Consider the following 23440-nt stretch of genomic DNA (forward strand, 5'->3'; position numbering starts at 1 on the left):
TGGCGACGCCCTGCCCTCCGCCGCATCACAGTTTCCGGCGCCGATACGCCGCGAAGTGATCATTGAAAGCACAACTAGAGCGAAAGCAAAGGCAGAAGCAGAGCTATGGGTATCGAACAACATCAGGTGCGGGCGGCGGAGTTGTTGCATGCGGCCGGCATCCTGCCGGTGGTGACGATTCATACGCTGGACCAGGCACGTGCGGTCAGCGCGGCGCTGCTGGAAGGCGGATTGCCGGCGATCGAGCTGACGCTGCGTACGCCGGTGGCGATGGAAGCGCTGGCGATGCTCAAGCGTGAGCTGCCGGATGTGGTGGTCGGCGCGGGTACGGTGCTGACGGTGGAGCAGATGCAGCAGTCGATCGATGCGGGCGCCGATTTCCTGGTGACCCCGGGCACGCCGCCGGCGCTGGCCGATGCGTTGGCTGCGGCACCGCTGCCGGTGGTACCGGGTGCGGCGACGCCGACCGAACTGCTGGCGCTCTACGCGCGCGGTTTCCGCGTGTGCAAGCTGTTCCCGGCCACGGCGGTGGGCGGCCTGGCGATGATCAAGGGCGTAGCCGGCCCGATCGCCGACCTCAAGCTGTGCCCGACCGGTGGCATCACCGAGAACACCGCCGCCGAGTACCTGGAGCAGAAGAACGTGGTCTGCATCGGTGGCTCGTGGATGGTGCCGGGCAACTGGATCGAGGCCGGCCAGTGGGACAAGGTGCGCGAAAGCGCCACGCAGGCCGCGAAGATCGTCAAGCGCGTACGCGGTCACTGACGCACTGCGGGATCAGAGCCCTTTCCCGCCGGGAAAGGGATCCGCCCCCAAGCGCGCAAAGCGCGCGACCCGCTCCTTCCGTTCCCTTCTTCATTCCGCGGTGGCAGCGCACGGAACCTGTCCGTGGCCCTGCGGAGGGATCGCGCAGGGGCGTAAGCGCCATGGATGGCGCGCCCGAGCCTCCAGGGATGGATTCACGGCGTCCCCTGCGCGATCCCTCCGCAGGGCCAACCCCACGAACTCCGTCCCACCACCGCGAGGGGTTCAGCCGTTGGCCGAAACCCTTACAGCGGCCGTGCCGGATCCACCAGCCCGTACTGGCTGGCCATCCGCGCCAACGCGATGTTGTCGTGGATTCCCATCTTCTCGAACAACCGCGCCTTGTGCGTGTTGACCGTCTTCGCGCTCAGGCTCAGACGACGGGCGATATCTTCCTGGCGCAGGCCCTGGGTCAGCAGCAATGCCACTTCCAGCTCACGCGGCGACAGGTTGTCGAACGGCGAGCCGTTGCCTTCCACGGTGGACAACGCCAGGTTCTGCGCGATGCTCGTGCCCAGGTAGCGCCGTCCGGCAGCTACGTCGCGCACCGCACGCAGCAGTTCCTGCGCATCACAGCCCTTGCCGATGTAACCGGCAGCCCCGGCTTCGAGCAGGCGCTTGGGCAGCGGACCGTCTTCCAGCACCGACACGATCACCACCCGCGTGCTGCGGTGGCCACGAACGATGCGCTCGGTTACTTCCATCCCGCTTACGCCGGGCAGGTGCAGATCACACAGCACCACGTCCGGTTGCAGCTGGCGGATCGCGGGCAGCGCGTCTTCGCCCGTTTCGGCCTCGCCCACCACTTCAATGTCGGTTTCACTCGACAGTATCATTTTCATCCCGGTGCGGACCAACGCATGGTCATCCACCAGGTAGACTCGAATCGTCATTCACGTACCTCTTCGAATGCGGCCAATACGGGTCAACCTAGGCAGGAGCACCTGACCACTGCAAGCGCGGATGTTGCGCAATTCCGGCGTTCTGCCTTGCGCATCACATTCTTCACGCACTGATCGTGCCCCTTGCCCTGCAGAACCCGTTACAACGAAACAACCCGTCCCTCAGGTAGACGCCCTTGGGAGGGCATCCACGTCACTCCCCTTGCGTGATCGCTTCGCTGGCCGTCGCTGGCGGCGAACCGTGCCGTCGCCATGGATGACGGCGGCTGAACATGACCAGATAGCACCCTACCACCCAAACCAGCGCGGCACACCACCCGGCGAGGATGTCGGAGGGGTAATGCACCCCCAGATAGACCCGGGAAACGCTTACCAGCAGGCTGAACGACGGCGCCAGCAGCAGTACCGGCCAGCGCCAGCGGGTATTCCAGGCCAGCAGCACCAGGGTGACCGCCAGGGTCATCGAGCCCATCGCGTGGCCACTGGGGAAACTGAACGTGGATTCCGGCGCGATCGATTCCCACAGGCTGGGCCGGTCGCGCTGGAAGAAGTGCTTGCTGCCCATGTTGAGCAGCGCCGACCCTACGAAGCTCACGGCCACGAAGGTCGCTTCACGCCAACGCCGATGCCAGGCCAGTGCACCGACAATCAGCACATCGGCCGGGATCAGGAACCACTCGTAGCCCAGCTTCGACAGCAGCACGAACACATGGTCCAGCCACGGCGAATGCAGACCGTGCATCTGCCACAGCAGCGGCGCATCGAAATGGAAGGATTCGAACTCGTGCACCTCGTCGGCCAGGGCGACGAATCCGGCCAGCGGCAGCAGCACGCCGGCAAACAGCAGCAGCAGCCGCCAGGCATTGCGCGCCATCCAGTGGCGGAAGCCGGAGGCGGGCTCCGGTGCAGCGAGGATCGTCGGCTTACCCGGCGCTTCGGACATAGGTGCGTTCAACGTAATCATCGATCAGGGCGACGAATTCCTGGGCGATGTTCTCGCCACGCAGGGTCACCTTCTTCTCGCCATCGACGAACACCGGTGCCGACGGTGCTTCACCGGTGCCCGGCAGCGAGATGCCGATGTTGGCATGCCGCGACTCACCCGGCCCGTTGACCACGCAGCCCATCACCGCCAGGGTCATGTTCTCCGCACCCGGGTGCTGGATCTTCCACAGCGGCATCTTTTCGCGCACGTGGTTCTGCACCACCTTGGCCAGCTCCTGGAAGAATTCCGAGGTGGTACGGCCGCAGCCCGGGCACGCCGTGACCAGCGGAGTGAAGGCGCGCTGGCCGGTGGTCTGCAGCAGTTCCTGGGCGACGATCACTTCCTGCGTGCGCGACTGGCCCGGTTCGGGCGTCAGCGAAATGCGGATGGTGTCGCCGATGCCTTCCTGCAGCAGCACGCTGAGCGCCGCCGCCGAGGCGACGATGCCCTTGCTGCCGATACCGGCTTCGGTCAGGCCCAGATGCAGGGCGAAGTCCGAACGCTGGGCCAGGTCGCGGTAGACCGCGATCAGCTCCTGCACGCCGCTGACCTTGGCCGACAGGATGATGCGATCGCGCGGCAACCCCAGCTCGACGGCCTGCTCGGCCGAATCCAGTGCCGAACGGATCAGCGCCTCGCGCAGCACGCGGCCGGCGTCCCAGGGCTGTTCGCGGTGGTTGTTCTCGTCCATCAGCTTGGCCGCCAGGGCCTGGTCCAGCGAGCCCCAGTTGGCGCCGATGCGCACCGGCTTGTTGTAGCGGATGGCGAACTCGATCAGCTGCGCGAACTGCAGGTCCTTCTTCTTGCCGAAGCCTACGTTGCCCGGGTTGATGCGGTACTTGGCCAGTGCTTCGGCGCAGGCCGGCTCGGCCGTCAGCAGCTGGTGGCCGTTGTAGTGGAAGTCGCCGATCAGCGGCACGTCGATGCCCATCATCGCCAGCTTGTCGACGATGCGCGGGATCGCCGCGGCCGCTTCGACCGTGTTGACGGTCAGGCGCACCATTTCCGAGCCGGCACGCCAGAGCTCAGCGACCTGCTTGACGCTGGACGCCACATCGGACGTGTCGGTATTGGTCATCGACTGCACCACGACCGGCTTGCCACCGCCCACGGTGACTCCACCGATCTGGACCGCTTGGGTCAGGCGACGGGGCCAGGAAGTGGCATCGGAGGGGGCTGTAGGGCGGGTGACGGCGTCATGCATGCGGGCATTCTAACGCCCGCCCCGACCTTCCGGGTGTGTCGCATTCAGGCGACAGTCCGGCTGCGGCCGATTGTCGCAGGCAGCCGCCCCCGCGAACGCATACGATGGGCGCGAATGACCGGTCCCGACGCCCCGTTTCTCCGAACCCTGTGCAGCCTGCGCTGGTTGGCCGTGGCTGGCCAGGCGGCCACCATCCTGGTTGCGACCTGGGTGCTGGGACTGCCCTTGCCGCAACTGCCGCTGTGGTCGGGCGTGGCCGTGCTCGCCGTATTCAACCTGTATACGCAGCTGCGCCCGGAGCCGGCCGATACCGCGCCGCTGACCGCCTTCGGCCACATCCTGGTGGACGTGATCATCCTCACCTGGATGGTCAGCTGGAGCGGCGGCATCGCCAATCCGTTCGGCTCGCTGTTCCTGATCCTGATCGCCCTGGCGGCCTTCGCCCTGCCCCTGCGCTGGGCACTGGCCGTGGCCAGCGCCTGCCTGCTGGGCTACGCCGCCAGCGGACTGTTCGGGCAACCGCTGCCGGCGGGCTATTTCAACGCACTGGACCTCAATCGCTGGGGCGTGATCGCCACCTTCCTGCTGTCCGCTGCGGTCGTACTGATCTTCTCTACCCGGCTGGCGATCGCGCTGCGCGAGCGCGAGCTGGAACTGTCGGCACTGCGCGAACGCTTCGCGCGCAACGAGGGCATCGTCGCCCTGGCCACGCATGCAGCCTCGGTGGCGCACGAACTGAACACGCCTCTGGCGACGATGACCCTGCTCGCCGACGACGTGGCCGAACGCAGCGAAGAACCGGAAGTGCGCGAGGACATGGAAACCCTGCGCGAACTGCTGGTGCAGTGCCGGGAGCGCGTGCTGGCCTTGGCCGCCCCGGCCTCCAATGACGGCCCCGGGCGCGCCCACTCCACGGCCCAGCAGGTGCTGGAGCAATGGCGGCTGGTGCGCCCGACCATCGACCTGCATCGCAACGACGACGCACCGCTGCGCCTGCCGCTGGACCCGGGCGTCGGCCACCTGCTGATGGTGCTGCTGAACAACGCGGCCGATGCCGGCGAGCAGGCCGGCCGACCGCGCGTCGATCTCAGCCTGCGCATCGAAGGCGACGACCTGATCGGCGAAGTGCGCGACTACGGCCATGGCTTCAACGCCCGCGCCGCCGTGCTGCCGGGCAAGCTGTTCGGCAGCAGCAAGAGTGAAGGCATGGGCGTCGGTCTTGCCCTGTCCCATGCCACCATCGAACGCCTGGACGGCGAGATGTGGATGCGCCCGGCCCAAGGGGCCGGTAGCCGCGTCGGCTTCCGCCTGCCGTTGGCCCGCCGCGAGGAATGACCATGACTGCTTCCACCCTTGGCCTGCTGGTCGACGACGACGAACTCTACCTGCGCACCCTGCAGCGCAGCCTGGCCCGCAAAGGGCTGGAGACGCAGACCGCACAGGATGCCGCCAGCGCGCTGGCACTGGCCCGCCAGCATCCGCCGGCGTTCGCGTTGATCGACCTGAAGCTGGGCAGCGATTCCGGCCTGGCCCTGATACAGCCGTTGCGCGCGCTGCGCGCGGATATGCGGATCCTGCTGGTGACCGGCTATGCCAGCATCGCCACCGCAGTGGAGGCGATCAAGCTGGGCGCCGACGACTACCTGCCGAAACCATCGACGGTGCCGATGATCCTGCGTGCGCTGGGCGAGGAAGACGATGGCCCCGCCGATGACGGCGAGATGGAAGTGCCCGATGCGATGACCCCGATCAGCCGCCTGCAGTGGGAACACATCCAGCAGGCGATGCATGAAACCGGCGGCAATGTGTCGGCGGCCGCGCGGCTGCTCGGCATGCACCGGCGTTCGCTGCAGCGCAAGCTGGCCAAGCGGCCGAGCCCGGAACGCGATCCGAGCCGGTGATGCGTCGTCGTATTCGCCGGGCATGGCCCGGCGCTACCGGCATGACGAAGGGTAGCGCCGGGCCATGCCCGGCGGCATTCCCCGCCCGCGTCAGCCCTTCAGCTGCGCCAGCAGCTCACGGGTCAGCGGATCATTGATCTGGACATCCTCGCCCTGCCTGGCCTCGGCGTCCACTTCTGCAACCCATTGATCCACCCCACCACGCATCAGATCAGCCCGACTGGGCAGGACGTCGCGCGCAGGGCTATACAGATCGAGCAGCAGTCGGTTGCGGGCCTCGACTGTCATGTCCGCGCCGCCAGACCGCTCGACGATGATGTCAGCCCGCGCCAGGCCCTGCTCATCCACGCACCGCTCGCCATGACGCAGCAGAACCAGCACCGGCACATCGGCGCCCTCCTGCACGGCTGCCTGCAGCCGGTCGTGTCCGTCCAGCACCACGTGTGCCTGCAGGCCACTGACCCACATCAGCAGCACCGGTGGCAGTGATCCTGCCCGGGCCTGCCTGGCCCAGGCCTTGACCCGCCCAGCCGTGCCCATAGACGGTGCCCGCAGCAGGACGGGAGGCAGGCATTCGCCGTGCGTCACGCTCGACCAGTCCAAGGTATCCACCGCCGGTCGGGCCAGCGCATCTGACGCGAGCGTGAGCGGCATCCGCGCACGCTCCAGGCCATGCAGCGTCGGCTGCAGCAGCCATTCGCCCTGGGCCAGCGGAGATCGATCCGAACGGGTAAGGGCCCGTGCGAAATGACGTGCCCACGCTGCGGCAGTCCGCACCGGATCATCCGAATGCAACGCCCGCACCTCGGCAGCCGTGATCGGTGGAATGATCGCCGGCGAGGCCGGGGAGGCGCTGCGAAGCAGGTCCACACCGAAGTAGTCGGGCTCCACCCTCGCCCACAACATGGGGCGTTCCTCGGTACCCACCCGTATCCGGTCCGGCGGGCAGACCGAAACCACAAGCGCAGGGCGCACGGGGGCCTGCACGGTCAGGTGCAGACCCGCCCACACCTCGGGCTGCCTTCGTCGAACGAGGTCGCGCCAGTGCATCGACGCACGCATCCGGCGCGCCGCGCTCAGCCCTTCAGCTGAGCCAGCAGCTCACGGGTCAGCGGATCATTGATCTGGACATCCTCGCCCTGCAGGGCCGGCAGCAGGCCACTGGCCAGCTGCTTGCCCAGTTCGACACCGAACTGGTCGAAAGCGTTGATGTTCCAGATCACCGACTGCACGTACACCGCGTGCTCGTACATCGCGATCAACGCGCCCAGCGCCTGCGGGGTGAGCGCGTCGAGCAGGATCATCGTGCTCGGCCGGCCGCCCGGGTAATCGCGGTGCGGATCGTCGCTGCCCTGGCCGTTGGCCAGTGCTTCGGTCTGCGCCAGCAGGTTGGCCATCAGCGCCTGGTGGTTGACCGTATACGGATCATCGTTGTGCACGCAGCCGATGAAATCGGCCGGGATGATGCTGGTGCCCTGGTGCAGCGCCTGGAAGAAGCTGTGCTGCACATCGGTGCCCGCACCGCCCCACCACACCGGTACGGTGTCGGTGGTGACCGGCTGGCCATCGCGCTGCACGCGCTTGCCCAGGCTTTCCATCACTAGCTGCTGCAGATAGGCCGGCAGCAGCGCCAGGCGCTGGTCGTAGGTCATCACCGCATGCGTGGCGTGGCCCAGCAGATTACGGTTCCAGATGTCGGTCAGGCCGTGCAGCACCGGCAGGTTGCGCTCCAACGGCGCGTCCAGTGCATGCGCATCCATCTGCGCGGCACCTTCCAGCAGCTGCTCGAAGCGCTCGAAGCCGATGGCCAGTGCGATCGGGAAACCGACGGCCGACCACAGCGAATAGCGGCCGCCCACCCAGTCCCACATCGGCAGCACGCGCTCGGCGGCAATGGCGAAGGCCTTGGCGGCGCGTTCCGGATTGGCGCTGACCGCGTACAGGCGCTCGCTGCCACCCAGCCAGTCATGCAGGATCTGGCCGTTGAGCAGGGTTTCCTGGGTACCAAAGGTCTTGGAAATGAGGATGCCGGCGGTCTTCGCCGGATCCAGCGTGGCCAGCGTGCGCTGCATGGCGGCGCCGTCCACGTTGGACACGAAATGCACGCGCAGGCGTGCGCCTGTGACCGGGCGCAGCGCATCGGCGACCAGTCGCGGGCCGAGATCGGAACCGCCAATGCCGACGCTGACCACATCGGTCACGCCGCTGTCTTCCAGCGCGCGCACCAGCACGCCCATGCGCTGGCGGATGCCGCGCGCGGTGGCATAGGCCTCGGCCGCCACCGGCGCATCGACTACATCACCGCGCAACGCGGTATGCAGCGCAGCGCGGCCTTCGGTCAGGTTGACCTGCTCGCCACGGAACAGGCGCGTGATGGCGCCGCCGACATCACGTTCGGCAGCCAGCGCCAACAGCGCCTGCAACGCTGCGGCATCGTATTTCTGCCGGGCGAAGTTGACATACAACGGACCGACCCGCAGCGCCAGGTCCTGTACACGGCCGGGTTCGGCGGCGAGCAGGCCGGGAATGCTTGCGCCCTTCAGGCGCTGGGCGTGGGAATGCAGCGAGTCGAATCCGTTGTTCGTTGTCATGCGGCCTGGGTCGGGATCGTGTCGTTGGTGTGGGAAATCTGGTTGTTGCCATCCACGTACACCAGCTTCGGCTTGAAGCTGTCGGCTTCCTGCTCGGTCATGCTGGCGAAGGCGGCAATGATGATGATGTCACCGACCTGCACGTGGCGCGCGGCGCCACCATTGAGCGAGACGACGCCGCTGCCGGCTTCGGCGCGGATCGCATAGGTCGAGAAGCGCGCACCGTTGGTCACGTCCCAGATGTGCACCTGCTCGAACTCACGGATGCCGGTGGCAGCCAGCAGGTTGTCATCGATGGCGATCGAGCCTTCGTAGTTCAGCTCGGAATGGGTGACGGTGGCGCGGTGGATCTTGGTCTTGAGCAGGGACAGGTGCATGGGGGCGCTGCAACGGCAAAGGAAAGAGCGGATTCTAGCACCCACGCGGCAGCGGTCAGGTAGCGGCCGCAGGATGCTGAAGACCGTTCAGCCGGTGCGCTGCTGCGCGCCCGGCGATGGCGCCGCGGCACCGGCCAGCACGGCCCGGAACACGGCATGGAACGCCAGTCCGGCCATCAGGCCGAATCCGGCCGCCACCAGTACCGAGAAGGCATAGCTGGCCCAGTCGAAGTTGCCCGCAGAGGACAGCTGGCTCATAAGAGCACCGCCAGAGCCGTCGGGCCAGGCACAGGTGGCCATGGCCAGCGCGCCCAGCCCCGCCCCGACCAGCGCGAACCACACCCAGCGCAGGCGGCCGGAAGACAGCAGGATCAGGCCCATCGGCAGCAGCACCGCCACGGCGTGGGCGAAGGCCAGTACGAACATCAAGGCGGCCGCCAGCGCGGCCGTGGCCACTTCCTGGCCGAGACTGAGACCGGCAATCAGGCCACCGATCACCAGCGAAGGCAGCAGCGCGGCGGCGAACACCGCCAGGATCGCCGCCACGGCGCGGCGGCCGGGGCTGGCTGGAAACGAGGTCATATCGGCAGGTCATCCTTGCCCGGCGAACACGGGCGCCCACTGCGGGCGCCCTGCACAACCGCGCGGGGCGGTTCAGAACTCCAGGTTGTCGATCAACCGGGTGGTGCCCAGGCGCGCGGCGATCAGGGCCACGCGGCCGCCACCATCGAAACTCGGCTCGGCCAGCTCCGGAGTGCGCAGTACCGCGTAATCCACCTGGAAGCCCGCTGCCTGCAGCGCAGCGACGGCGTCGGCCTCGATGCGTTCACGCGCGTGCCCGGCCACATAGCCTTCGCGCATGCCCAGCAGGGTGCGGTGAAGGGTGGTCGCCAAGGGGCGCTGCTCGGCGCTGAGGTATTGGTTGCGCGAGCTCTTGGCCAGGCCATCCTCATCGCGCACGATCTCGGCACCGACGATCTGGATCGGGAACGACAGCTCGGCCACCATCTGCTTGATGACCGCCAGCTGCTGGTAGTCCTTGCGGCCGAACACGGCCACATCCGGCTGTACCTGCAGGAACAGCCGCGCCACCACCGTGCACACGCCATCGAAATGGCCCGGGCGGCTGGCGCCTTCCAGCACCTCGCTGACGCCAGGCGCATGCATCTGCGTGGTCTTGTCCACGCCCAGCGGGTACATCGCTTCGACGCTGGGCAGCCACACCGCATCGCAGCCCACCTGCTCCAGCCCGGCCACATCGGCTTCGGGGGTGCGCGGATAGCGGCTGAAATCCTCGTTCGGCCCGAACTGTGTCGGGTTGACGAAGATGCTGGCCACCACCTTGTCGGCGTACTGCTTTGCCAGGGTGACCAGCGCGTGGTGCCCGCCGTGCAGGTTGCCCATGGTCGGCACCAGCGCCACGCGCAGGCCCTCGCCCTTCCACTGCGCGATCTGCGCGCGCAGCGCACCGAGTTCGTTGAAGGTCTGGATCATTGGGCGTACGCGTGCTCTTCGTCGGGGAAGCTGCCATCGCGCACGGCATCGGCGTAGGCACGGGTGGCGCCGGCCACCGAACCGCCTTCAGCCAGGAAGTCCTTGACGAACTTCGGGCGACGGTGGCCGCTGTCCAGGCCGAGGAAATCGTGCAGCACCAGCACCTGGCCGTCGCACTGCGGACCGGCACCGATACCGATGGTCGGCACCGGCACCGCGGCGGTGACGGCAGCAGCAACCGGGGTCGGCACGCATTCGAGCACCATGATGCTGGCACCGGCTTCAGCCACGGCCTTGGCATCGTCCACCAGCTGGCGCGCGGCATCGCCACGGCCCTGGATCTTGAAGCCACCCAGGCGCAGCACCGACTGCGGGGTCAGGCCCAGGTGCGAACAGACCGGGATCTCGCGCTCGACCAGGTAGCGGATGATGTCGACCTTGAAGCCGGCGCCTTCGATCTTGACCATCTCCGCACCCGCCTGCAGCAGCTGCAGCGAAGCATCCAGCGCGCGTTCCGGGGTGGCATCGGCGCCGAACGGCAGGTCGGCGATCAGCAGCGCACGCTGCAGCACGCGGGCGACTGCGCGGGTGTGATAGACCATGTCGGCGACGGTCACCGGCAGGGTCGAATCGTGCCCCTGCACGACCATGCCCAGCGAATCGCCGATCAGGATCAGGTCGACGCCATTTGCATCGAAGGTGCGGGCGAAGCCTGCGTCGTAGGCGGTCAACATGACCAGCTTCTGGCCATTGCGCTTGGCCTCGGCCAGGGCGGGAACGGTCCAGGGCTTGCTGTCTGCGTGGGTGCTCATGTGCTGATAACCGGGGGAGATAACCCGGGCATTATCACCCTAACGGCGCGATCCCGCAGGCATCCACCCGCATCACTGCATCCCGTACGCGACCGTGGCCGGGAATGGCCAGATCGGCGGCGATTTCGGCCAATGGCACCAACACGAACGCACGCTCGTGCAGGTAGGGATGCGGCACCTTCAGCTCGGGCAGGTCCAGCACCTGCTCGCCGAACAGCAGCAGGTCCAGATCCAGCGCACGCGGCCCCCAGTGCACGGCGGGATCACGTACGCGGCCGAAGCGCTGCTCCAGCGCGAGCATGGCCTGCAGCAGCTCAACGGCGGGCAGATCGGTGTCGACCGAGGCCACTGCGTTGACGAACGGTGGCTGGTCCTCGTTGCCCCATGCCGGCGTCGCGTACAACCGCGAGGCCTGCGTCAGCCGGGTTCCGGGCAGCTCGTCCAGCGCGGCAATGGCCGCGCGGACGGTGTTGGCTGCGTCGCCAAGATTGGCGCCCAGCCCGATCCAGGCACCGGTCATGGATTACTCGGCAGCACCGGCAGCTGCGCCATCGGGACGACGACGGCGACGACGACGCTTGCGCGGCGCTCCACCCTCCTCATCGCCGGCATCGCTGTGCAGGGAATCCAGCGACGAATCCAGCTCATGCCCGGACTGCGCCTGCGCTTCGCGCCAGAACGCGACGTCGGCTTCGTGCTCTGCCGATGCCACCTGGCGCAGGGCCAGGAAATCGAAGGCGGCACGGAAACGGGGGTGGCTGAGCGTGCGCATCACGCGCTTGCGCTGGCGCGAACTGAAGCGCGCCTGCAGCAGCCAGATCTCCTGCATCGGCAGCGAGAAACGGCGCGGCAATGCAATGGTGCTCAGCTGCTGCACGGTGACACGGTCGGCGGCACGACGCTGTGCCTCTTCCGGTGCCACGCCCTGCTTGAGCAGCGTTGCCTGTGCGCGGCAATACGCCGGCCACAGGAGCAGCGCGAACAGGAACGCCGGCGACACGGGCTCGTCATTGGCCACGCGTGCATCGGTGTTGGCCAGGCCCTCGACCAGCATGCGACGCAGCGCGCCGGTGCGGTTCGACTTCAGCGCCTTGGCGCTTTCCGGGAACAGCACGTCGAACAGGCCGTAGCGTTCCAGTCCTTCGAAGCTGGCAACGCCATGCCCGGACAGGAACAGCTTCAGGACTTCCTCGAACAGACGCGCCGGTGCGGCTTCGTTGAGCAGGCCGGCCAGCTGCGGGATCGGTGCGGCAGTGCCCTCTTCGATCTGGAAGCCGAGCTTGGCCGCAAGGCGGACCGCACGCAGCATGCGCACCGGGTCTTCCTGGTAACGCTGCACCGGGTCGCCGATGAGCTTCATCAGGCGTGCCTGCACGTCTTCGAAGCCGCCGGTGTAGTCACGCACCGAGAAGTCCTCGATGGCGTAATACAGGGCATTGCAGGTGAAGTCGCGGCGGATGGCGTCGTCTTCGATGCTGCCGTACACGTTGTCGCGCACGAGCATGCCGTTTTCCATCTCGCGGTCGCCGCTGCCGTCATCGATGTTGGCACGGAAGGTGGCGACTTCGATGATCTCGCGGCCGAACACAACATGGGCCAGGCGGAAACGGCGGCCGATCAGGCGGCAGTTGCGGAACAACTGCTTGACCTGTTCGGGCGTGGCATCGGTGGCCACGTCGAAATCCTTGGGTTGGCCATTGACCAGCAGATCGCGCACCGCGCCGCCGACAAGGTAGGCGCCGAAGCCGGCATCGCGCAGTCGATAAAGCACGCGCAACGCGTTCGGGCTGATGTCCTTGCGGGAGATCGTGTGCTGGTCGCGCGGGATGACGCGCAGGCTGAACGGTGATGTAGCAGAGGAAATGATGTTGGCGCTTCCGGTTGAAGTTTCGGGATTGCCCAATGGCATCGAGGTGCATATACTAGCGCTCCTGCACCGGCAGCGACACACTGCTCCCTTCGTCTAGTGGTTAGGACGTGGCCCTCTCAAGGCTAAAACAGGGGTTCGAGTCCCCTAGGGAGCACCAGTCGCCGCAGCAGGAACCGAAAAAGCCCGCCTTGTGCGGGCTTTTCTGTTTTCCGGATTCGTGTCGCCGACTGGGCTGGTCGCTTGAGCGCCTCCCTGCTATCGGCTTGAGCCGGCGGGGTCACCCAGGGCAGGACACGCCGTGAACCCATCCATGGGGTCTCGATGGCGCCATCCATGGCGCCAACGGTCCTGCCCTGGGTGACCCCGCCGGCTCTGGACGGTTTCCCGCGCGCTGCAGCAACAGCCAACCAGCGCTTCAGTGCATCCGCTGGCACCATGAAACTGTCAGGAGGGGGCAGGCCGCCCTCTCCAGGACCGTTGGCGCCATGGATGGCGCCATCGAGCACCATGGATGGGCTTTTGCGTGTCCTGGAGAGGGCGGCCTGCCCCCTCACACCGTGGACAATCAGGCGCCGACGAAATGCAACCGAAGCCAGGCACACGTCAGCCTTCCATCTGCTCCAGCTCTTTGCCCTTGGTCTCGCGCACGTAGCGGATGACGAAGATGATCGAGAGGATCGCGGCCACGGTGTAGATGCCGTACGCACCAGCCAGGCCGATGCCGGCCAGCAGCATCGGGAAGGTCACGGTGATCGCGAAATTCGAGGTCCACTGCGCCGCACCGGCCACGGCCAACGCCGGGCCGCGGATCTGGTTCGGGAACATCTCGCCCAGCATCACCCACATCACCGGGCCCCACGACATGTTGAAGAACACCACATAGACGTTGGCCGCTACCAGCGCCAGCCGCCCCATGCCGTCGGACAGCTGCAGGCGCCCCTCGGCCAGGCTGCCGCTGGCGAAGGCCACCACCATCAGCACCAAGGCCACCGACATGCCGACCGAACCGACCCACAGCAGCGGCTTGCGGCCGATGCGATCGATCAGCACCACCGTCAGCAGGCAGGCGCCGATGCTCAGCGCACCGGACAGGACGTTGATCAGCAGCGCATCGCTTTCCGAGAAACCCACCGCCTGCCACAACACCGCGCCGTAATAGAACACCACATTGATGCCGACCAGCTGCTGGAACATCGCCAGGCCGATGCCGACCCAGACGATGGGGCGCAGCTTGCCGGTAGCCTTGTTGAGCAGGTCGCCGAATCGCGGCTTGTGCTGGTCCTGGGCCAGGCTTGCTTCGATCTCGGCCTGCTTGTTCACCGCGGCACGTTCGCCGTACAACCGGCCAAGCACCACCCTCGCCTGCGCCTGCCGGCCCTTCATCACCAGGAAGCGCGGGCTTTCCGGGATCACCAGCAACAACAGCAGGAACAGCAGCGACGGCAGTGCCTGCATCCAGAACATCCAGCGCCAGGCTTCCTGCCCCAGCCAGAGCGGCTCGGTCGACGCACCCGCCGCCCGGGCCAGCAGATAGTTGCTGAGGAACGCTGCGAACAGGCCGCAGATGATCGCCATCTGCTGCACGGTCGCCAGCCGGCCGCGATAGCGCGCAGAGGCGACTTCGGCGATGTAGGCCGGCGACATCACGCTGGCCGCACCGACAGCGAACCCGCCGAGCACGCGTGCGCAGACGAACAACCAGGAGGCATGTGCAGCGCCGGCGCCCAGCGCCGACACCAGGAACATCACGGCCGCCACGATCAGCACGCCGCGACGTCCCAGCCGATCGCCAAGCCAACCGGCCACGAACGCCCCGATCGCGCACCCCAGCAGCATCGAGGCGACCTCGAAGCCGAGCGCGGCCTCGCTGGAGTTGAAGGCCTGGCGCAGGCCATCGACGGTGCCATTGATGACGCCACTATCGAAGCCGAACAGGAACCCGCCCAGGGTGGCGGCGCAACTGATCAGGACGATGAAGGCAGTGTTCTCACCGCCGTTGGAGGCGGCACCGGGCTGGACTGGCGACATGAAGGATCCTGCAGGGAAGGGGGCCGACCGAAGCGGGCCGGCGGCCCTGGCAGCGTCGCACAGGGCGGGCACGCCGCCAAATGGGCCTTCGGGCCACCCATCCGCCCCACTTTCACATGGCAACCGACACCGGGGGCCAACCTGTTCTAGAATTGGCAGGTTCAGAAAGCGATTCGCCCTCTACCCATGCCATTTGTCGTCACCGAAAACTGCATCAAGTGCAAACACACCGATTGCGTGGAAGTGTGTCCCGTGGATTGCTTCCACGAAGGCCCGAACTTCCTGGTGATCGACCCGGACGAGTGCATTGACTGCACCCTCTGCGAACCCGAGTGCCCGGTCAACGCGATCTTCCCGGAAGACGATGTTCCCGCCGGCCAGGAAGGTTTCGTCGCCCTCAATGCAGAACTGGCGAAGGAATGGCCGGTGCTGACCGTGCGCAAGGACCCGCCGGCCGACGCCGGTGAGTGGGATGGCAAGCCGGACAAGCTGAAGCTGCTGGAGCGCTGAGGTGCAGGCACCATGGCCCTGGTAGCTGCCAACCCTGGTTGGCACAAAAGCGCCGACCAAGGTCGGCCTCTACCACGGCAGGTGCGAACCCGCAGGCAATGAAAAGGGCGCCCAGGGCGCCCTTTTCTGTTCTGGCCTTGGTAGCTGCCAACCTTGGTTGGCACAAAGGCGCCGACCAAGGTCGGCCCCTACCACGACGGGTACCAACCAGCAGGCAATGAAAAGGGCGCCCCGGGGCGCCCTTTTCCGTTCTGGCCCTGGCCTTGGTGGCTGCCAACCTTGGTTGGCACAAAGGCGCCGACCCGGGCCGGCCTCTACCACGGCAGGTGCGAACCCGCAGGCAATGAAAAGGGCGCCCAGGGCGCCCTTTTCCGTTCCGGCCTTGGTAGCTGCCAACCTTGGTTGGCACAAAGGCGCCGACCAGGGTCGGCCTCTACCACGGCAGGTGCGAACCAGCAGGGTCCGCACCCGCCCAACCGGCCATTACGGGGCCAGCTTGGCCTTCAGCGCGGCAATCAGCTTCACCGGGGCTTCGGCGGTGGCCGGCAGGCCACGCGGGTCGACCGCGGAGATGTAGGCGCCGGCGTCGACGGCGACCACGCGGACCAGGAAGTTGCTGCCTTCATAGGCCACGTCGTACGAACCCAACAGCTGCGCGCGGGTAGCGATGGTCAGGCCTTCCACGCCTTCCAGCGCGGTACCGACCTTGGCGAAGGCTTCATCCTTGCTGCCGGCAATGGTGAAACCGGTGGCGCTGACGGCGGGGGCAGCGGCGGCCGGGGTGGCCGGCTTGGTCGCCGAGCTCAGGGTCGGCACCTGGTTGTTGCCGGCGCCTGCCGGCAGGTTCAGGTCCGGCGGCACTTCCAGCGGACGCACTTCCGGGGCCAGAGCGTAGTCGCCCTTGACGCCACGCTTGAAGCAACCGGTGGTGCCGGCTGCGGTGGCCACGGCAAGGAGCGCGAAGGACAGCACGCGGACGGCGGAAACGGATTGGCGCATGTGAATCTCCTGGATCAGACCAAGACGGAAGGTCAGTGGCTGGAAAGGGCTTCGAGGGCGGCGATATCGCCGGCGAGATGGTCGGCGGCAGGCGCGTGTGCGGCCGAAAGCGGCAGCAGCGGCAGGCGCAGATCGTGACCGATGCCGATCCGACGCAACAGCGCCTTGACCGGAATCGGGTTGGATTCGACACCGCAGAAGTCATGGAACGGCTGCAGGCGAGCGTCCCAGGATTCAACGGCTTCGTGGTCGCGGGCAGCGGCCAGGTCGCACATCCGGCGATAGGCGCCGGGCAGCACGTTGGAACCGACCGAAATCAGACCGTCCATGCCGGCCTGGATCGAACGTGCGGCCGTGCCGTCATCGCCGGTGAGCACGGCAAAGGTCGGGCTGCGCAGGTCAAGCAGTGCCCGCACGCGGCCGGTATCGCCCACCGCTTCCTTGATGCCGACGATGTTCGGATGGCTGGCGAGCTCGGCCACGGTCTCCGGCAGCATGTCGCAGCCGGTGCGGCCGGGCACGTTGTACAGCACCACCGGCACTCCGGCCTGGTCGGCGACCGCGCGGTAATGCGCGATCAGGCCAGCCTGGGTCGGCCGCACGTACGGCGGGGTGACCACCAGCGCGTGGGTGGCGCCAAGCGCGGCAGCACGGCGGGTCTGCTCGATGGTCTTGGCGGTGCCGGACAGGCCGGTACCGGCCAGGACCGGAACGCGGCCGGCGATGCGTTCGACCGCGCTGGCCAGCAGCTGGTCGTACTCCGCATCGGACAGGGTGGCTGCCTCGCCGGTGGAGCCGGCAACGACAACGCCTTGGACGCCGCCCTCCAGCTGCAGGTGCAGCAGGCGCTGCCAACCGTCGGGGTCGAGTGCGCCGTCGGCCCGGAAGGGGGTCGCCAGCGCGGTGATGAGGCCGGAAAGGGACAAGGACGTGCTGCTCTTGGCTGGGGAGGGAAAACGTCCGCCACGGAAGGGCGCGGGCGTTCTGAATGTTACTTGCGGCGCGAAAGCACGGGCAAGTATGCTGGACACCGGTGGATCCCCGCCTCTGGCGGGCATTCAGACTAACGCATGCATTACCCGGAATCGCCTTGACCGACACCACCCCGCGCCCAGCGCCGAGCGAAAACCACCTCCTGATCAACGCCTATACGACGCATCCGGAGTCCCCCCTGTTGTCCGTCACCCGCCGCATCGCCGACAGCGGGTGCAATCTGGTGGATGCACGCCTGGCCACCGTGGGCCGCGATGTCTCGGTGACCGCGCTGGCCACCGGCTCCTGGGATTCGGTCGCCAAGCTGGAAGCGATGCTGACCCGGCTCGAGCGCGAGGAAGGCCTGAAGCTGGTGTGGTATCGCACCGAAGCCAAGCAGGCGCAGTCCAACCTGCTGCCGTACATCGTCGAGGTGATCGCCGCCGACAAGCCGGGCATCCTGTTCCAGCTGGCCGATTTCTTCGACCGCCAGGGCATCACCATCGAGACCCTGCAGAGCACGCGCTACCGCGCCATGCAGACCGGTGCGGAAATGTTCAGCGCACAGGTCACCATCGGCGTGCCGGCCAACATGCATATCGCCGCCCTGCGCGATGATTTCCTCGAGTTCTGCGACCACTTGAACCTGGACGCGATCATGGACCCGATGAAGTTCTGATTGAAACCCTGATTCTTCGCGCGCTCCTCACGGGCGCGTGGCGTTTCATGCAATTGTCGTAGAAAGAACCCAGGCTCGACAGAAGGACCTCATGAACAACGGCGATACCCTGGACAGCACCACCCTTTCCCTGCCGCTGGCGCTGTCCGGCGGCGCCCAGGCCACCCTCGGCGATTACGCCGGCCAGTGGCTGGTGTTGTACTTCTACCCCAAGGACAGCACCCCGGGCTGCACCACCGAGGGCATCGACTTCAACGCACTGCTGCCCGACTTCAGGAAAGCGGGCGCGGTCGTGCTTGGCGTCTCCCGCGACTCGGTGAAGTCCCACGACAACTTCTGTGCCAAGCAGGGCTTCGCGTTCCCGCTGGTCAGTGATGCCGACGAAGCGCTGTGCAGCGCCTTCGACGTGATCAAGATGAAGAACATGTACGGCAAGCAGGTACGTGGCATCGAGCGCAGCACCTTCCTGATTTCCCCCGACAGCCGCATCGTGCAGTCATGGCGCAAGGTCAAGGTCGCCGGCCATGCCGACGCCGTCCTCGCCGAACTGAAGGCCAATCAGTCCAAGTGAGTCCCATCGCCCACTTTGTCCGCCACCACCCTGCCCTGCAGCAGGCCGTGGTGGTTTTTCCCTGTCCGTAACCAGGAACCGATGATGACCCGAGGCAAGCGCATCTACGTGCTGGATACCAACGTGCTGATGCACGATCCCACCGCGCTGTTCAAATTCGAGGAGCACGATGTCTACCTGCCCATGCAGGTGATCGAGGAGCTGGACAACGGCAAGAAGGGCACGACCGAAGCGAGCCGCAATGCCCGCCAGGTCAGCCGCTTCCTCAACGAGCTGGTGCAGGCTTCGGGCCTGGACAACCTGGCCGAGGGCATTCCGCTGCAGCGGCCGCAGGGCCTGCAGCTGCGCGGCAAGCAGAGCGTGGGCCTGCTGCGCTTCCAGACCAGCCATTTCGACGCGGGCAAGAGCTTTGGCAAGGTCATCCCGGACAACGCCATCCTCGGCGCGATCCTGGCGCTGAAGGAAGAAACGCCGGAGATCCCGGTGGTGTTCGTCTCCAAGGACATCAACCTGCGCATCAAGGCGGCCATCGCCGGCATCGTCTCGGAAGACTACGAGAACGACCGCGCGCTGGACGATTTCAGCCTGCTCTACACCGGCGCCACCGAGCTGCCGGAAGACTTCTGGAAGCGCCACGGCGAGGATCTGCGCAGCTGGAGCGACAAGGGCCGCACGCACTACGAAATCCTCGCCCAGGACGGCGAAGAGTGGTACCCGAACCAGTACGTGTACCTGCCGGGCGAAGACGAAGTCGAGCTGCGCGTCAGCAGGATCGTCGGCGATGGCAAGGTGGTGTTGTCGCTGGTCGATGACTTCCGCCACGGCAGCCATGCCGTGTGGGGCATCAGCGCGCGCAACCGCGAGCAGAACTTCGCACTCAACGCACTGATGGATCCGGAGATCGACTTCGTCACCCTGCTCGGTACCGCCGGCACCGGCAAGACCCTGCTGGCATTGGCCGCCGGCCTGGCGCAGACGATGGACCAGCAGCGCTACCGCGAGATCATCATGACCCGCGCCACGGTCAGCGTCGGCGAGGACATCGGCTTCCTGCCCGGTACCGAGGAAGAGAAGATGACGCCGTGGATGGGCGCACTGACCGACAACCTGGAAGTGCTGACGCACAACCAAGAAGGCGGCACCTGGGGCCGCCAGGCCACCAACGACCTGCTCGCCAGCCGCATCAAGATCCGCTCGATGAACTTCATGCGCGGCCGTACGTTCCTGTCGCGTTACCTGATCCTGGACGAGGCGCAGAACCTGACCCCCAAGCAGATGAAGACGCTGATCACCCGTGCCGGCCCCGGCACCAAGATCGTCTGCCTGGGCAACGTCGAACAGATCGACACCCCGTACCTGACCGAAACCACGTCGGGCCTGACCTACGCCGTGGACCGCTTCAAGAACTGGCCGCACAGCGCGCACATCACGCTGCGTCGCGGTGAACGCTCGCGGTTGGCCGATTACGCCTCGGAGGTGTTGTGAACCGCTGCACCCGTCTGCTGCTGCCATCGCTGGCGGTCGCCATTGCCACGCTGCTCGGTGCCTGCGCGACCACGCAGGGACCGGCCAGCGTGCCGACCACAGAACGCAGTGGCCAGTCCTGGGTGGTCACCCGCCCGATCATCGCCGCGCAGGTGCTCGACACCTGCTCGCGCCCCAGCCCCGGCCGCGAGGCCGGGCGGGTCAGCGGCTACTGGGCACCGAGCCGGCAGCAGGTGGACCAGCTGGAAGCGAAGCTGGCATCGCTGGAAGCCCAGGTGCCGCACGTGCTGGATTTCGATCGCCAGTACGTTGGCATCGAGCTGGACGGAAAGCAGGTGATCTACATCAACGCGTTCCATCTGCCTGAAAACAACAGCCTGCGGCCCGCCCGCGAAGCGGTGCGGGTCTGCGATGGCGGCGCGCAGTTCTGGGGCGCGGTCTTCGACCCGGCCAGCGGGACCTTCAGCGAGCTGCAGTTCAACGGCGGCTTCGGCGGGCCCTGAGGGGCCTGCCATGGGAATCCGCCTGCCCACCTGGGTCTGGATCGGCGCGGTCGCCCTGTCGTGCGTGGCCGGCATGGTCAATGTGGTTGGCTTCCTCGGTTTTGAACACCAGGCGGTCAGCCACATGACCGGCAGCACCAGCCAGCTTGGCATGGCACTGGCGCAAGGTGACTGGCGCGCGGTCGGCCATTTGTGGGGGCTGCTGATCGCGTTTTCGCTGGGCGCGATGGTCAGCGGACTGCTGATCCAGGACAGCGCACTGCAGCTCGGCCGGCGCTACGGCGTGGCGCTGGCATTGGAATCGCTGTTGCTGCTGGCGGCCATTCCGCTGTTCAAGCAGCATCAGATATGGGGCGCATTGGCGGCCGCGATGGCCTGCGGACTGCAGAATGCGATGGCCACCACCTTCAGTGGCGCCGTCGTACGCACCACCCATCTCAGCGGCATGTTCACCGATCTCGGCATCGGCCTCGGCTACCTGCTGCGCGGGCTGCCGCTGCAGGTACGACGCCTGACCCTGAGCGGCCTGATCATCAGCGGCTTCCTTGCTGGCGGCGTGATCGGCGCCTGGCTGTTCGTGCGCTGGCAGTACGACGCCCTGCTGGCCCCTGCCCTGCTGACCGGCCTGACCGGGCTGGGCTATGTGTCCTACCAGCAGTGGGCGCGCTGGCGGCGTTGAGCATGGCGTCATCCACGCATGGCGTGGATCTACTGACCGTCACCAGGAAGCTATCGAAGGCGGGGCGGTGTCGGATTGCGGGGTGTCCGCGCCATGGATGGCGCGGCCAAGCCTACAAGGACGTACTTGCGGCGTCCCCGCAATCCGACACCGCCCCGCCTCCCCCGCAGAAATCCAGAGCCGCTGTTGCTGTTGCCCCGGCTTCTGCCGGTGCCGGGCGCAGCCCGGCCGGCACTACCCCCTGGCAAGGCAGCACGGCACAATCGCTGCATGAGCCCGACCACCCCTGTTTCCGCCCTGACCATTGCCGGTTCCGATTCCGGCGGCGGCGCCGGCATCCAGGCCGACCTGAAGGCCTTCGCCGCGCATCGCGTGCATGGGCTGTCGGTGATTGCCGCACTGACCGCGCAGAACACCCGCGGCGTCCGCGCCGTGCACGTGCCACCGATCGACTTCCTGCGCGCGCAGATCGAAGCCTGCTTCGACGACTTCGACATCCACGCGGTGAAGCTGGGCATGCTGGCCAACGCCGAGGTGATCCACGCGGTGGCCGATGCACTGGAACGCCATCGACCACCGCACGTGGTGCTCGACCCGGTGATGGTGGCCACCAGTGGCGCGCGCCTGCTGGAGGACAGCGCGCTGCAGGCAATGCGCCAACGGCTGCTGCCACTGGCCACCCTGGTCACCCCCAATGCACCCGAAGCGGAGCTGCTGGTCGGCCGCAGCATCGCCAATGGCAACGATGCAGAGCGGGCCGCCGCCTCGCTCCTTGATCTGGGCGCCGATGCAGTGCTGCTGAAGGGCGGGCACCTGCACGAAGGCAACCGCGTGGTCGACCGCTACTTCGACGGCGTCAGCAGCGAAGAATTCATCCATGCCCGCCTGCCACTGGATGCGCATGGCACCGGCTGCACGCTGGCCTCGGCCATCGCCGCGCAGCTCTGCAACGGGCTGAGCCTGGCCAATGCCTGCGAAGCCGGCATCGACTACGTAGCGCGCGGATTGCAGCAGGGCTATGCGCCCGGCCGCAGCGAGGTGCTGGTACTGGACCACTTCGGCGCGGCGCCCCACGCATGAGCGATTCGCCACGCGCGCTCACCGTGAACAGCGGCGATGGCCACCGTTTCGACGTGATCGCCTGCGTGCCCGCACAGCCGCTGGCACGGCTGTTGTGGCTGCCGGCGCTGGGCGTGGCCGCGCGCCACTACGTACCACTGGCGCAGGCACTTGCAGCCAGGGGCGTGGCGGTCTACCTGCACGAATGGCGTGGCAATGGCAGCAGCTCGCTGCGCCCGTCGCGCAGCCAGGATTGGGGCTACCGGCAGATTCTCGACCACGATCTGCCGGCCAGCCAGGCCCTGCTCGCCGATGCCGATGACGCGCAGGAGGTACTGCCATGGATCATCGGTGGCCACAGCCTGGGTGGGCAGCTGGCCTGCGTGCACGCCGGACGCCATCCACAGGCGTTCGATCGATTGTGGCTGGCCGCCAGCGGCACACCGTTCTGGCGCACGTTCCCGCCACCACGCGGTTGGCTGCTGCCACTGTTCTATCGCTTCCTGCCGTGGATCGCGCGGCGCCAGGGCGTGCTGCACGGGCGCCGGCTCGGTTTCGGCGGCACCGAAGCACGCGGACTGATCGCCGACTGGGCACGCGTAGGGCTGAGCAATCACTACGCCGCCGCAGGCATGGACGAGGACCTGGATGCGCAGATGGCGCGCGTGCATGGCAATGCGCAGGCGGTGCTGATGGAAGACGATTGGCTGGCGCCAAGCGGATCAATGCAGGCGCTGCTGGCGAAACTGCCGAATGTCGCCTCGGAATTACGCGTGCTTTCTGCGCAGGAGCTGGGTACGCAGGCCGATCACTTCGCGTGGATGAAACACCCGGAGGCTGTCGCAGAGGCGTTTTTCATTCAGTTGGGTGAAAATTTTCACAAAAGCGTTGACGACTCGCGCCGACATCCGCATAATTCCGCTCCTGTCGCAGGGCGCCCGTAGCTCAGTTGGATAGAGTACCTGGCTACGAACCAGGCGGTCGGGAGTTCGAATCTCTCCGGGCGCACCACGCA

At 66.9% G+C, this 23440-nt stretch carries 25 protein-coding genes and 2 tRNA genes; 13 read left to right on the forward strand and 14 right to left on the reverse strand.

Annotated elements, in window-relative coordinates; genetic code table 11:
- The first annotated feature begins 105 nt into the window (after nucleotides 1–105).
- On the forward strand, nucleotides 106–765 hold the full coding sequence (gene eda, locus AC3WTC_RS02435; protein ID WP_492710381.1) for a bifunctional 4-hydroxy-2-oxoglutarate aldolase/2-dehydro-3-deoxy-phosphogluconate aldolase: 660 nt from the start codon (nucleotides 106–108) through the stop codon (nucleotides 763–765).
- Nucleotides 766–1049: 284 nt separating this feature from the next.
- On the opposite strand, the gene AC3WTC_RS02440 is transcribed toward eda, so the two are convergent.
- The 3 genes from AC3WTC_RS02440 to ispG form a co-directional block, all read right to left on the reverse strand.
- A complete protein-coding gene (locus AC3WTC_RS02440; protein ID WP_025878804.1) occupies nucleotides 1050–1697 on the reverse strand; it encodes a response regulator in 648 nt (215 codons plus the stop codon).
- 202 nt (nucleotides 1698–1899) lie between these two features.
- Nucleotides 1900–2649 carry a phosphatase PAP2 family protein gene (locus AC3WTC_RS02445; RefSeq protein ID WP_025878803.1) on the reverse strand — a complete coding sequence of 250 codons (750 nt, stop codon included), beginning with the start codon at nucleotides 2647–2649 and terminating at the stop codon, nucleotides 1900–1902.
- Entirely contained in the window at nucleotides 2630–3895 is a 1266-nt protein-coding gene (gene ispG, locus AC3WTC_RS02450; RefSeq protein WP_025878802.1) for a flavodoxin-dependent (E)-4-hydroxy-3-methylbut-2-enyl-diphosphate synthase, read from the reverse strand. The genes AC3WTC_RS02445 and ispG overlap by 20 nt, the downstream gene beginning before the upstream one ends.
- Before the next feature lie 114 nt (nucleotides 3896–4009).
- On the opposite strand from ispG, the gene AC3WTC_RS02455 reads away from it, so the two are divergent.
- Entirely contained in the window at nucleotides 4010–5230 is a 1221-nt protein-coding gene (locus AC3WTC_RS02455) for an ATP-binding protein (RefSeq protein ID WP_492710384.1), read from the forward strand.
- Nucleotides 5227–5796 (forward strand): response regulator transcription factor, encoded by a 570-nt coding sequence (locus AC3WTC_RS02460; RefSeq protein ID WP_032952096.1) that lies wholly within the window; start codon nucleotides 5227–5229, stop codon nucleotides 5794–5796. The genes AC3WTC_RS02455 and AC3WTC_RS02460 overlap by 4 nt, the downstream gene beginning before the upstream one ends.
- Nucleotides 5797–5886: 90 nt before the next feature.
- On the opposite strand, the gene AC3WTC_RS02465 is transcribed toward AC3WTC_RS02460, so the two are convergent.
- The 8 genes from AC3WTC_RS02465 to pcnB all read right to left on the reverse strand — a co-directional run bounded on the left by AC3WTC_RS02465 (nucleotide 5887) and on the right by pcnB (nucleotide 12973).
- The gene (locus AC3WTC_RS02465; protein WP_140227164.1) at nucleotides 5887–6846 is read right to left on the reverse strand and encodes a hypothetical protein; all 960 of its coding nucleotides are present in this window, start codon (nucleotides 6844–6846) and stop codon (nucleotides 5887–5889) included.
- A gap of 26 nt (nucleotides 6847–6872) precedes the next feature.
- Nucleotides 6873–8387 (reverse strand): glucose-6-phosphate isomerase, encoded by a 1515-nt coding sequence (gene pgi, locus AC3WTC_RS02470; RefSeq protein ID WP_180831313.1) that lies wholly within the window; start codon nucleotides 8385–8387, stop codon nucleotides 6873–6875.
- The gene (gene panD / locus AC3WTC_RS02475) at nucleotides 8384–8764 is read right to left on the reverse strand and encodes an aspartate 1-decarboxylase (RefSeq protein ID WP_004153087.1); all 381 of its coding nucleotides are present in this window, start codon (nucleotides 8762–8764) and stop codon (nucleotides 8384–8386) included. The genes pgi and panD overlap by 4 nt, the downstream gene beginning before the upstream one ends.
- Before the next feature lie 87 nt (nucleotides 8765–8851).
- Nucleotides 8852–9346 carry a hypothetical protein gene (locus AC3WTC_RS02480; RefSeq protein ID WP_088101379.1) on the reverse strand — a complete coding sequence of 165 codons (495 nt, stop codon included), beginning with the start codon at nucleotides 9344–9346 and terminating at the stop codon, nucleotides 8852–8854.
- A gap of 72 nt (nucleotides 9347–9418) precedes the next feature.
- Nucleotides 9419–10258: a pantoate--beta-alanine ligase gene (panC, locus tag AC3WTC_RS02485; RefSeq protein WP_032977891.1), complete on the reverse strand. Its 840-nt coding sequence runs from the start codon at nucleotides 10256–10258 to the stop codon at nucleotides 9419–9421.
- A complete protein-coding gene (gene panB, locus AC3WTC_RS02490) occupies nucleotides 10255–11070 on the reverse strand; it encodes a 3-methyl-2-oxobutanoate hydroxymethyltransferase (RefSeq protein WP_025878796.1) in 816 nt (271 codons plus the stop codon). The genes panC and panB overlap by 4 nt, the downstream gene beginning before the upstream one ends.
- 34 nt (nucleotides 11071–11104) lie before the next feature.
- Nucleotides 11105–11590: a 2-amino-4-hydroxy-6-hydroxymethyldihydropteridine diphosphokinase gene (gene folK / locus AC3WTC_RS02495; protein ID WP_025878795.1), complete on the reverse strand. Its 486-nt coding sequence runs from the start codon at nucleotides 11588–11590 to the stop codon at nucleotides 11105–11107.
- 3 nt (nucleotides 11591–11593) lie between these two features.
- Nucleotides 11594–12973, reverse strand: a complete 1380-nt coding sequence (gene pcnB / locus AC3WTC_RS02500; RefSeq protein WP_033830828.1) for a polynucleotide adenylyltransferase PcnB — start codon at nucleotides 12971–12973, stop codon at nucleotides 11594–11596.
- A 49-nt stretch (nucleotides 12974–13022) separates the two neighbouring features.
- Here pcnB and AC3WTC_RS02505 point away from each other — a divergent pair.
- Nucleotides 13023–13097: transfer RNA gene (locus AC3WTC_RS02505), tRNA-Glu, on the forward strand.
- 446 nt (nucleotides 13098–13543) lie between these two features.
- Here AC3WTC_RS02505 and AC3WTC_RS02510 read toward each other — a convergent pair.
- Complete coding sequence (locus AC3WTC_RS02510) at nucleotides 13544–14968, reverse strand: sugar porter family MFS transporter (protein WP_140227168.1); 1425 nt, start codon at nucleotides 14966–14968, stop codon at nucleotides 13544–13546.
- 186 nt (nucleotides 14969–15154) lie between these two features.
- Between AC3WTC_RS02510 and fdxA the strand changes: the two genes are divergently transcribed.
- Complete coding sequence (fdxA, locus tag AC3WTC_RS02515) at nucleotides 15155–15478, forward strand: ferredoxin FdxA (RefSeq protein ID WP_005409054.1); 324 nt, start codon at nucleotides 15155–15157, stop codon at nucleotides 15476–15478.
- 483 nt (nucleotides 15479–15961) lie between these two features.
- Here the strand turns inward: fdxA and AC3WTC_RS02520 are convergent, their stop codons facing one another.
- Together AC3WTC_RS02520 and dapA are read right to left on the reverse strand one after the other, a co-directional pair.
- Nucleotides 15962–16477 (reverse strand): hypothetical protein, encoded by a 516-nt coding sequence (locus AC3WTC_RS02520; RefSeq protein ID WP_025879442.1) that lies wholly within the window; start codon nucleotides 16475–16477, stop codon nucleotides 15962–15964.
- A 32-nt stretch (nucleotides 16478–16509) separates the two neighbouring features.
- On the reverse strand, nucleotides 16510–17403 hold the full coding sequence (gene dapA, locus AC3WTC_RS02525; RefSeq protein WP_025879443.1) for a 4-hydroxy-tetrahydrodipicolinate synthase: 894 nt from the start codon (nucleotides 17401–17403) through the stop codon (nucleotides 16510–16512).
- Nucleotides 17404–17567: 164 nt separating this feature from the next.
- On the opposite strand from dapA, the gene AC3WTC_RS02530 reads away from it, so the two are divergent.
- From AC3WTC_RS02530 to AC3WTC_RS02565, 8 genes are all read left to right on the forward strand, one after another.
- Nucleotides 17568–18128, forward strand: coding sequence for a glycine cleavage system transcriptional repressor (locus tag AC3WTC_RS02530; protein WP_025879444.1), 561 nt, complete (start codon nucleotides 17568–17570; stop codon nucleotides 18126–18128).
- Nucleotides 18129–18219: 91 nt separating this feature from the next.
- Nucleotides 18220–18699 carry a peroxiredoxin gene (locus AC3WTC_RS02535; RefSeq protein ID WP_032977901.1) on the forward strand — a complete coding sequence of 160 codons (480 nt, stop codon included), beginning with the start codon at nucleotides 18220–18222 and terminating at the stop codon, nucleotides 18697–18699.
- A gap of 84 nt (nucleotides 18700–18783) precedes the next feature.
- Nucleotides 18784–20184: a PhoH family protein gene (locus AC3WTC_RS02540; protein ID WP_025879446.1), complete on the forward strand. Its 1401-nt coding sequence runs from the start codon at nucleotides 18784–18786 to the stop codon at nucleotides 20182–20184.
- A complete protein-coding gene (locus AC3WTC_RS02545; RefSeq protein ID WP_099783589.1) occupies nucleotides 20181–20687 on the forward strand; it encodes a hypothetical protein in 507 nt (168 codons plus the stop codon). Before AC3WTC_RS02540 ends, AC3WTC_RS02545 begins: the two co-directional genes overlap by 4 nt.
- Before the next feature lie 10 nt (nucleotides 20688–20697).
- Complete coding sequence (locus AC3WTC_RS02550; protein WP_492710398.1) at nucleotides 20698–21366, forward strand: YoaK family protein; 669 nt, start codon at nucleotides 20698–20700, stop codon at nucleotides 21364–21366.
- Nucleotides 21367–21636: 270 nt separating this feature from the next.
- Complete coding sequence (thiD, locus tag AC3WTC_RS02555) at nucleotides 21637–22446, forward strand: bifunctional hydroxymethylpyrimidine kinase/phosphomethylpyrimidine kinase (protein WP_492710400.1); 810 nt, start codon at nucleotides 21637–21639, stop codon at nucleotides 22444–22446.
- Nucleotides 22443–23369, forward strand: a complete 927-nt coding sequence (locus AC3WTC_RS02560) for an alpha/beta hydrolase family protein (RefSeq protein WP_492710402.1) — start codon at nucleotides 22443–22445, stop codon at nucleotides 23367–23369. The genes thiD and AC3WTC_RS02560 overlap by 4 nt, the downstream gene beginning before the upstream one ends.
- A tRNA-Arg gene (locus tag AC3WTC_RS02565) sits at nucleotides 23360–23436 on the forward strand. The genes AC3WTC_RS02560 and AC3WTC_RS02565 overlap by 10 nt, the downstream gene beginning before the upstream one ends.
- The last annotated feature ends 4 nt before the right edge of the window (nucleotides 23437–23440 follow it).

The sequence above is a fragment of the Stenotrophomonas sp. FW305-C-20-S1 genome (assembly GCF_058783335.1).

Coding starts and splice junctions, on each gene's coding strand:
- AC3WTC_RS02440 (WP_025878804.1), bottom strand. CDS start 1,697: ATGACGATTCGAGTCTACCTGGTGGATGACCATGCGTTGGTCCGCACC.
- thiD (WP_492710400.1), top strand. CDS start 21,637: ATGAGCCCGACCACCCCTGTTTCCGCCCTGACCATTGCCGGTTCCGAT.
- AC3WTC_RS02455 (WP_492710384.1), top strand. CDS start 4,010: ATGACCGGTCCCGACGCCCCGTTTCTCCGAACCCTGTGCAGCCTGCGC.
- fdxA (WP_005409054.1), top strand. CDS start 15,155: ATGCCATTTGTCGTCACCGAAAACTGCATCAAGTGCAAACACACCGAT.
- panD (WP_004153087.1), bottom strand. CDS start 8,764: ATGCACCTGTCCCTGCTCAAGACCAAGATCCACCGCGCCACCGTCACC.
- AC3WTC_RS02540 (WP_025879446.1), top strand. CDS start 18,784: ATGACCCGAGGCAAGCGCATCTACGTGCTGGATACCAACGTGCTGATG.
- AC3WTC_RS02510 (WP_140227168.1), bottom strand. CDS start 14,968: ATGTCGCCAGTCCAGCCCGGTGCCGCCTCCAACGGCGGTGAGAACACT.
- AC3WTC_RS02535 (WP_032977901.1), top strand. CDS start 18,220: ATGAACAACGGCGATACCCTGGACAGCACCACCCTTTCCCTGCCGCTG.
- eda (WP_492710381.1), top strand. CDS start 106: ATGGGTATCGAACAACATCAGGTGCGGGCGGCGGAGTTGTTGCATGCG.
- panB (WP_025878796.1), bottom strand. CDS start 11,070: ATGAGCACCCACGCAGACAGCAAGCCCTGGACCGTTCCCGCCCTGGCC.
- ispG (WP_025878802.1), bottom strand. CDS start 3,895: ATGCATGACGCCGTCACCCGCCCTACAGCCCCCTCCGATGCCACTTCC.
- AC3WTC_RS02445 (WP_025878803.1), bottom strand. CDS start 2,649: ATGTCCGAAGCGCCGGGTAAGCCGACGATCCTCGCTGCACCGGAGCCC.
- AC3WTC_RS02480 (WP_088101379.1), bottom strand. CDS start 9,346: ATGACCTCGTTTCCAGCCAGCCCCGGCCGCCGCGCCGTGGCGGCGATC.
- AC3WTC_RS02520 (WP_025879442.1), bottom strand. CDS start 16,477: ATGCGCCAATCCGTTTCCGCCGTCCGCGTGCTGTCCTTCGCGCTCCTT.
- AC3WTC_RS02560 (WP_492710402.1), top strand. CDS start 22,443: ATGAGCGATTCGCCACGCGCGCTCACCGTGAACAGCGGCGATGGCCAC.
- AC3WTC_RS02465 (WP_140227164.1), bottom strand. CDS start 6,846: ATGCACTGGCGCGACCTCGTTCGACGAAGGCAGCCCGAGGTGTGGGCG.
- panC (WP_032977891.1), bottom strand. CDS start 10,258: ATGATCCAGACCTTCAACGAACTCGGTGCGCTGCGCGCGCAGATCGCG.
- AC3WTC_RS02550 (WP_492710398.1), top strand. CDS start 20,698: ATGGGAATCCGCCTGCCCACCTGGGTCTGGATCGGCGCGGTCGCCCTG.
- folK (WP_025878795.1), bottom strand. CDS start 11,590: ATGACCGGTGCCTGGATCGGGCTGGGCGCCAATCTTGGCGACGCAGCC.
- AC3WTC_RS02460 (WP_032952096.1), top strand. CDS start 5,227: ATGACCATGACTGCTTCCACCCTTGGCCTGCTGGTCGACGACGACGAA.
- pgi (WP_180831313.1), bottom strand. CDS start 8,387: ATGACAACGAACAACGGATTCGACTCGCTGCATTCCCACGCCCAGCGC.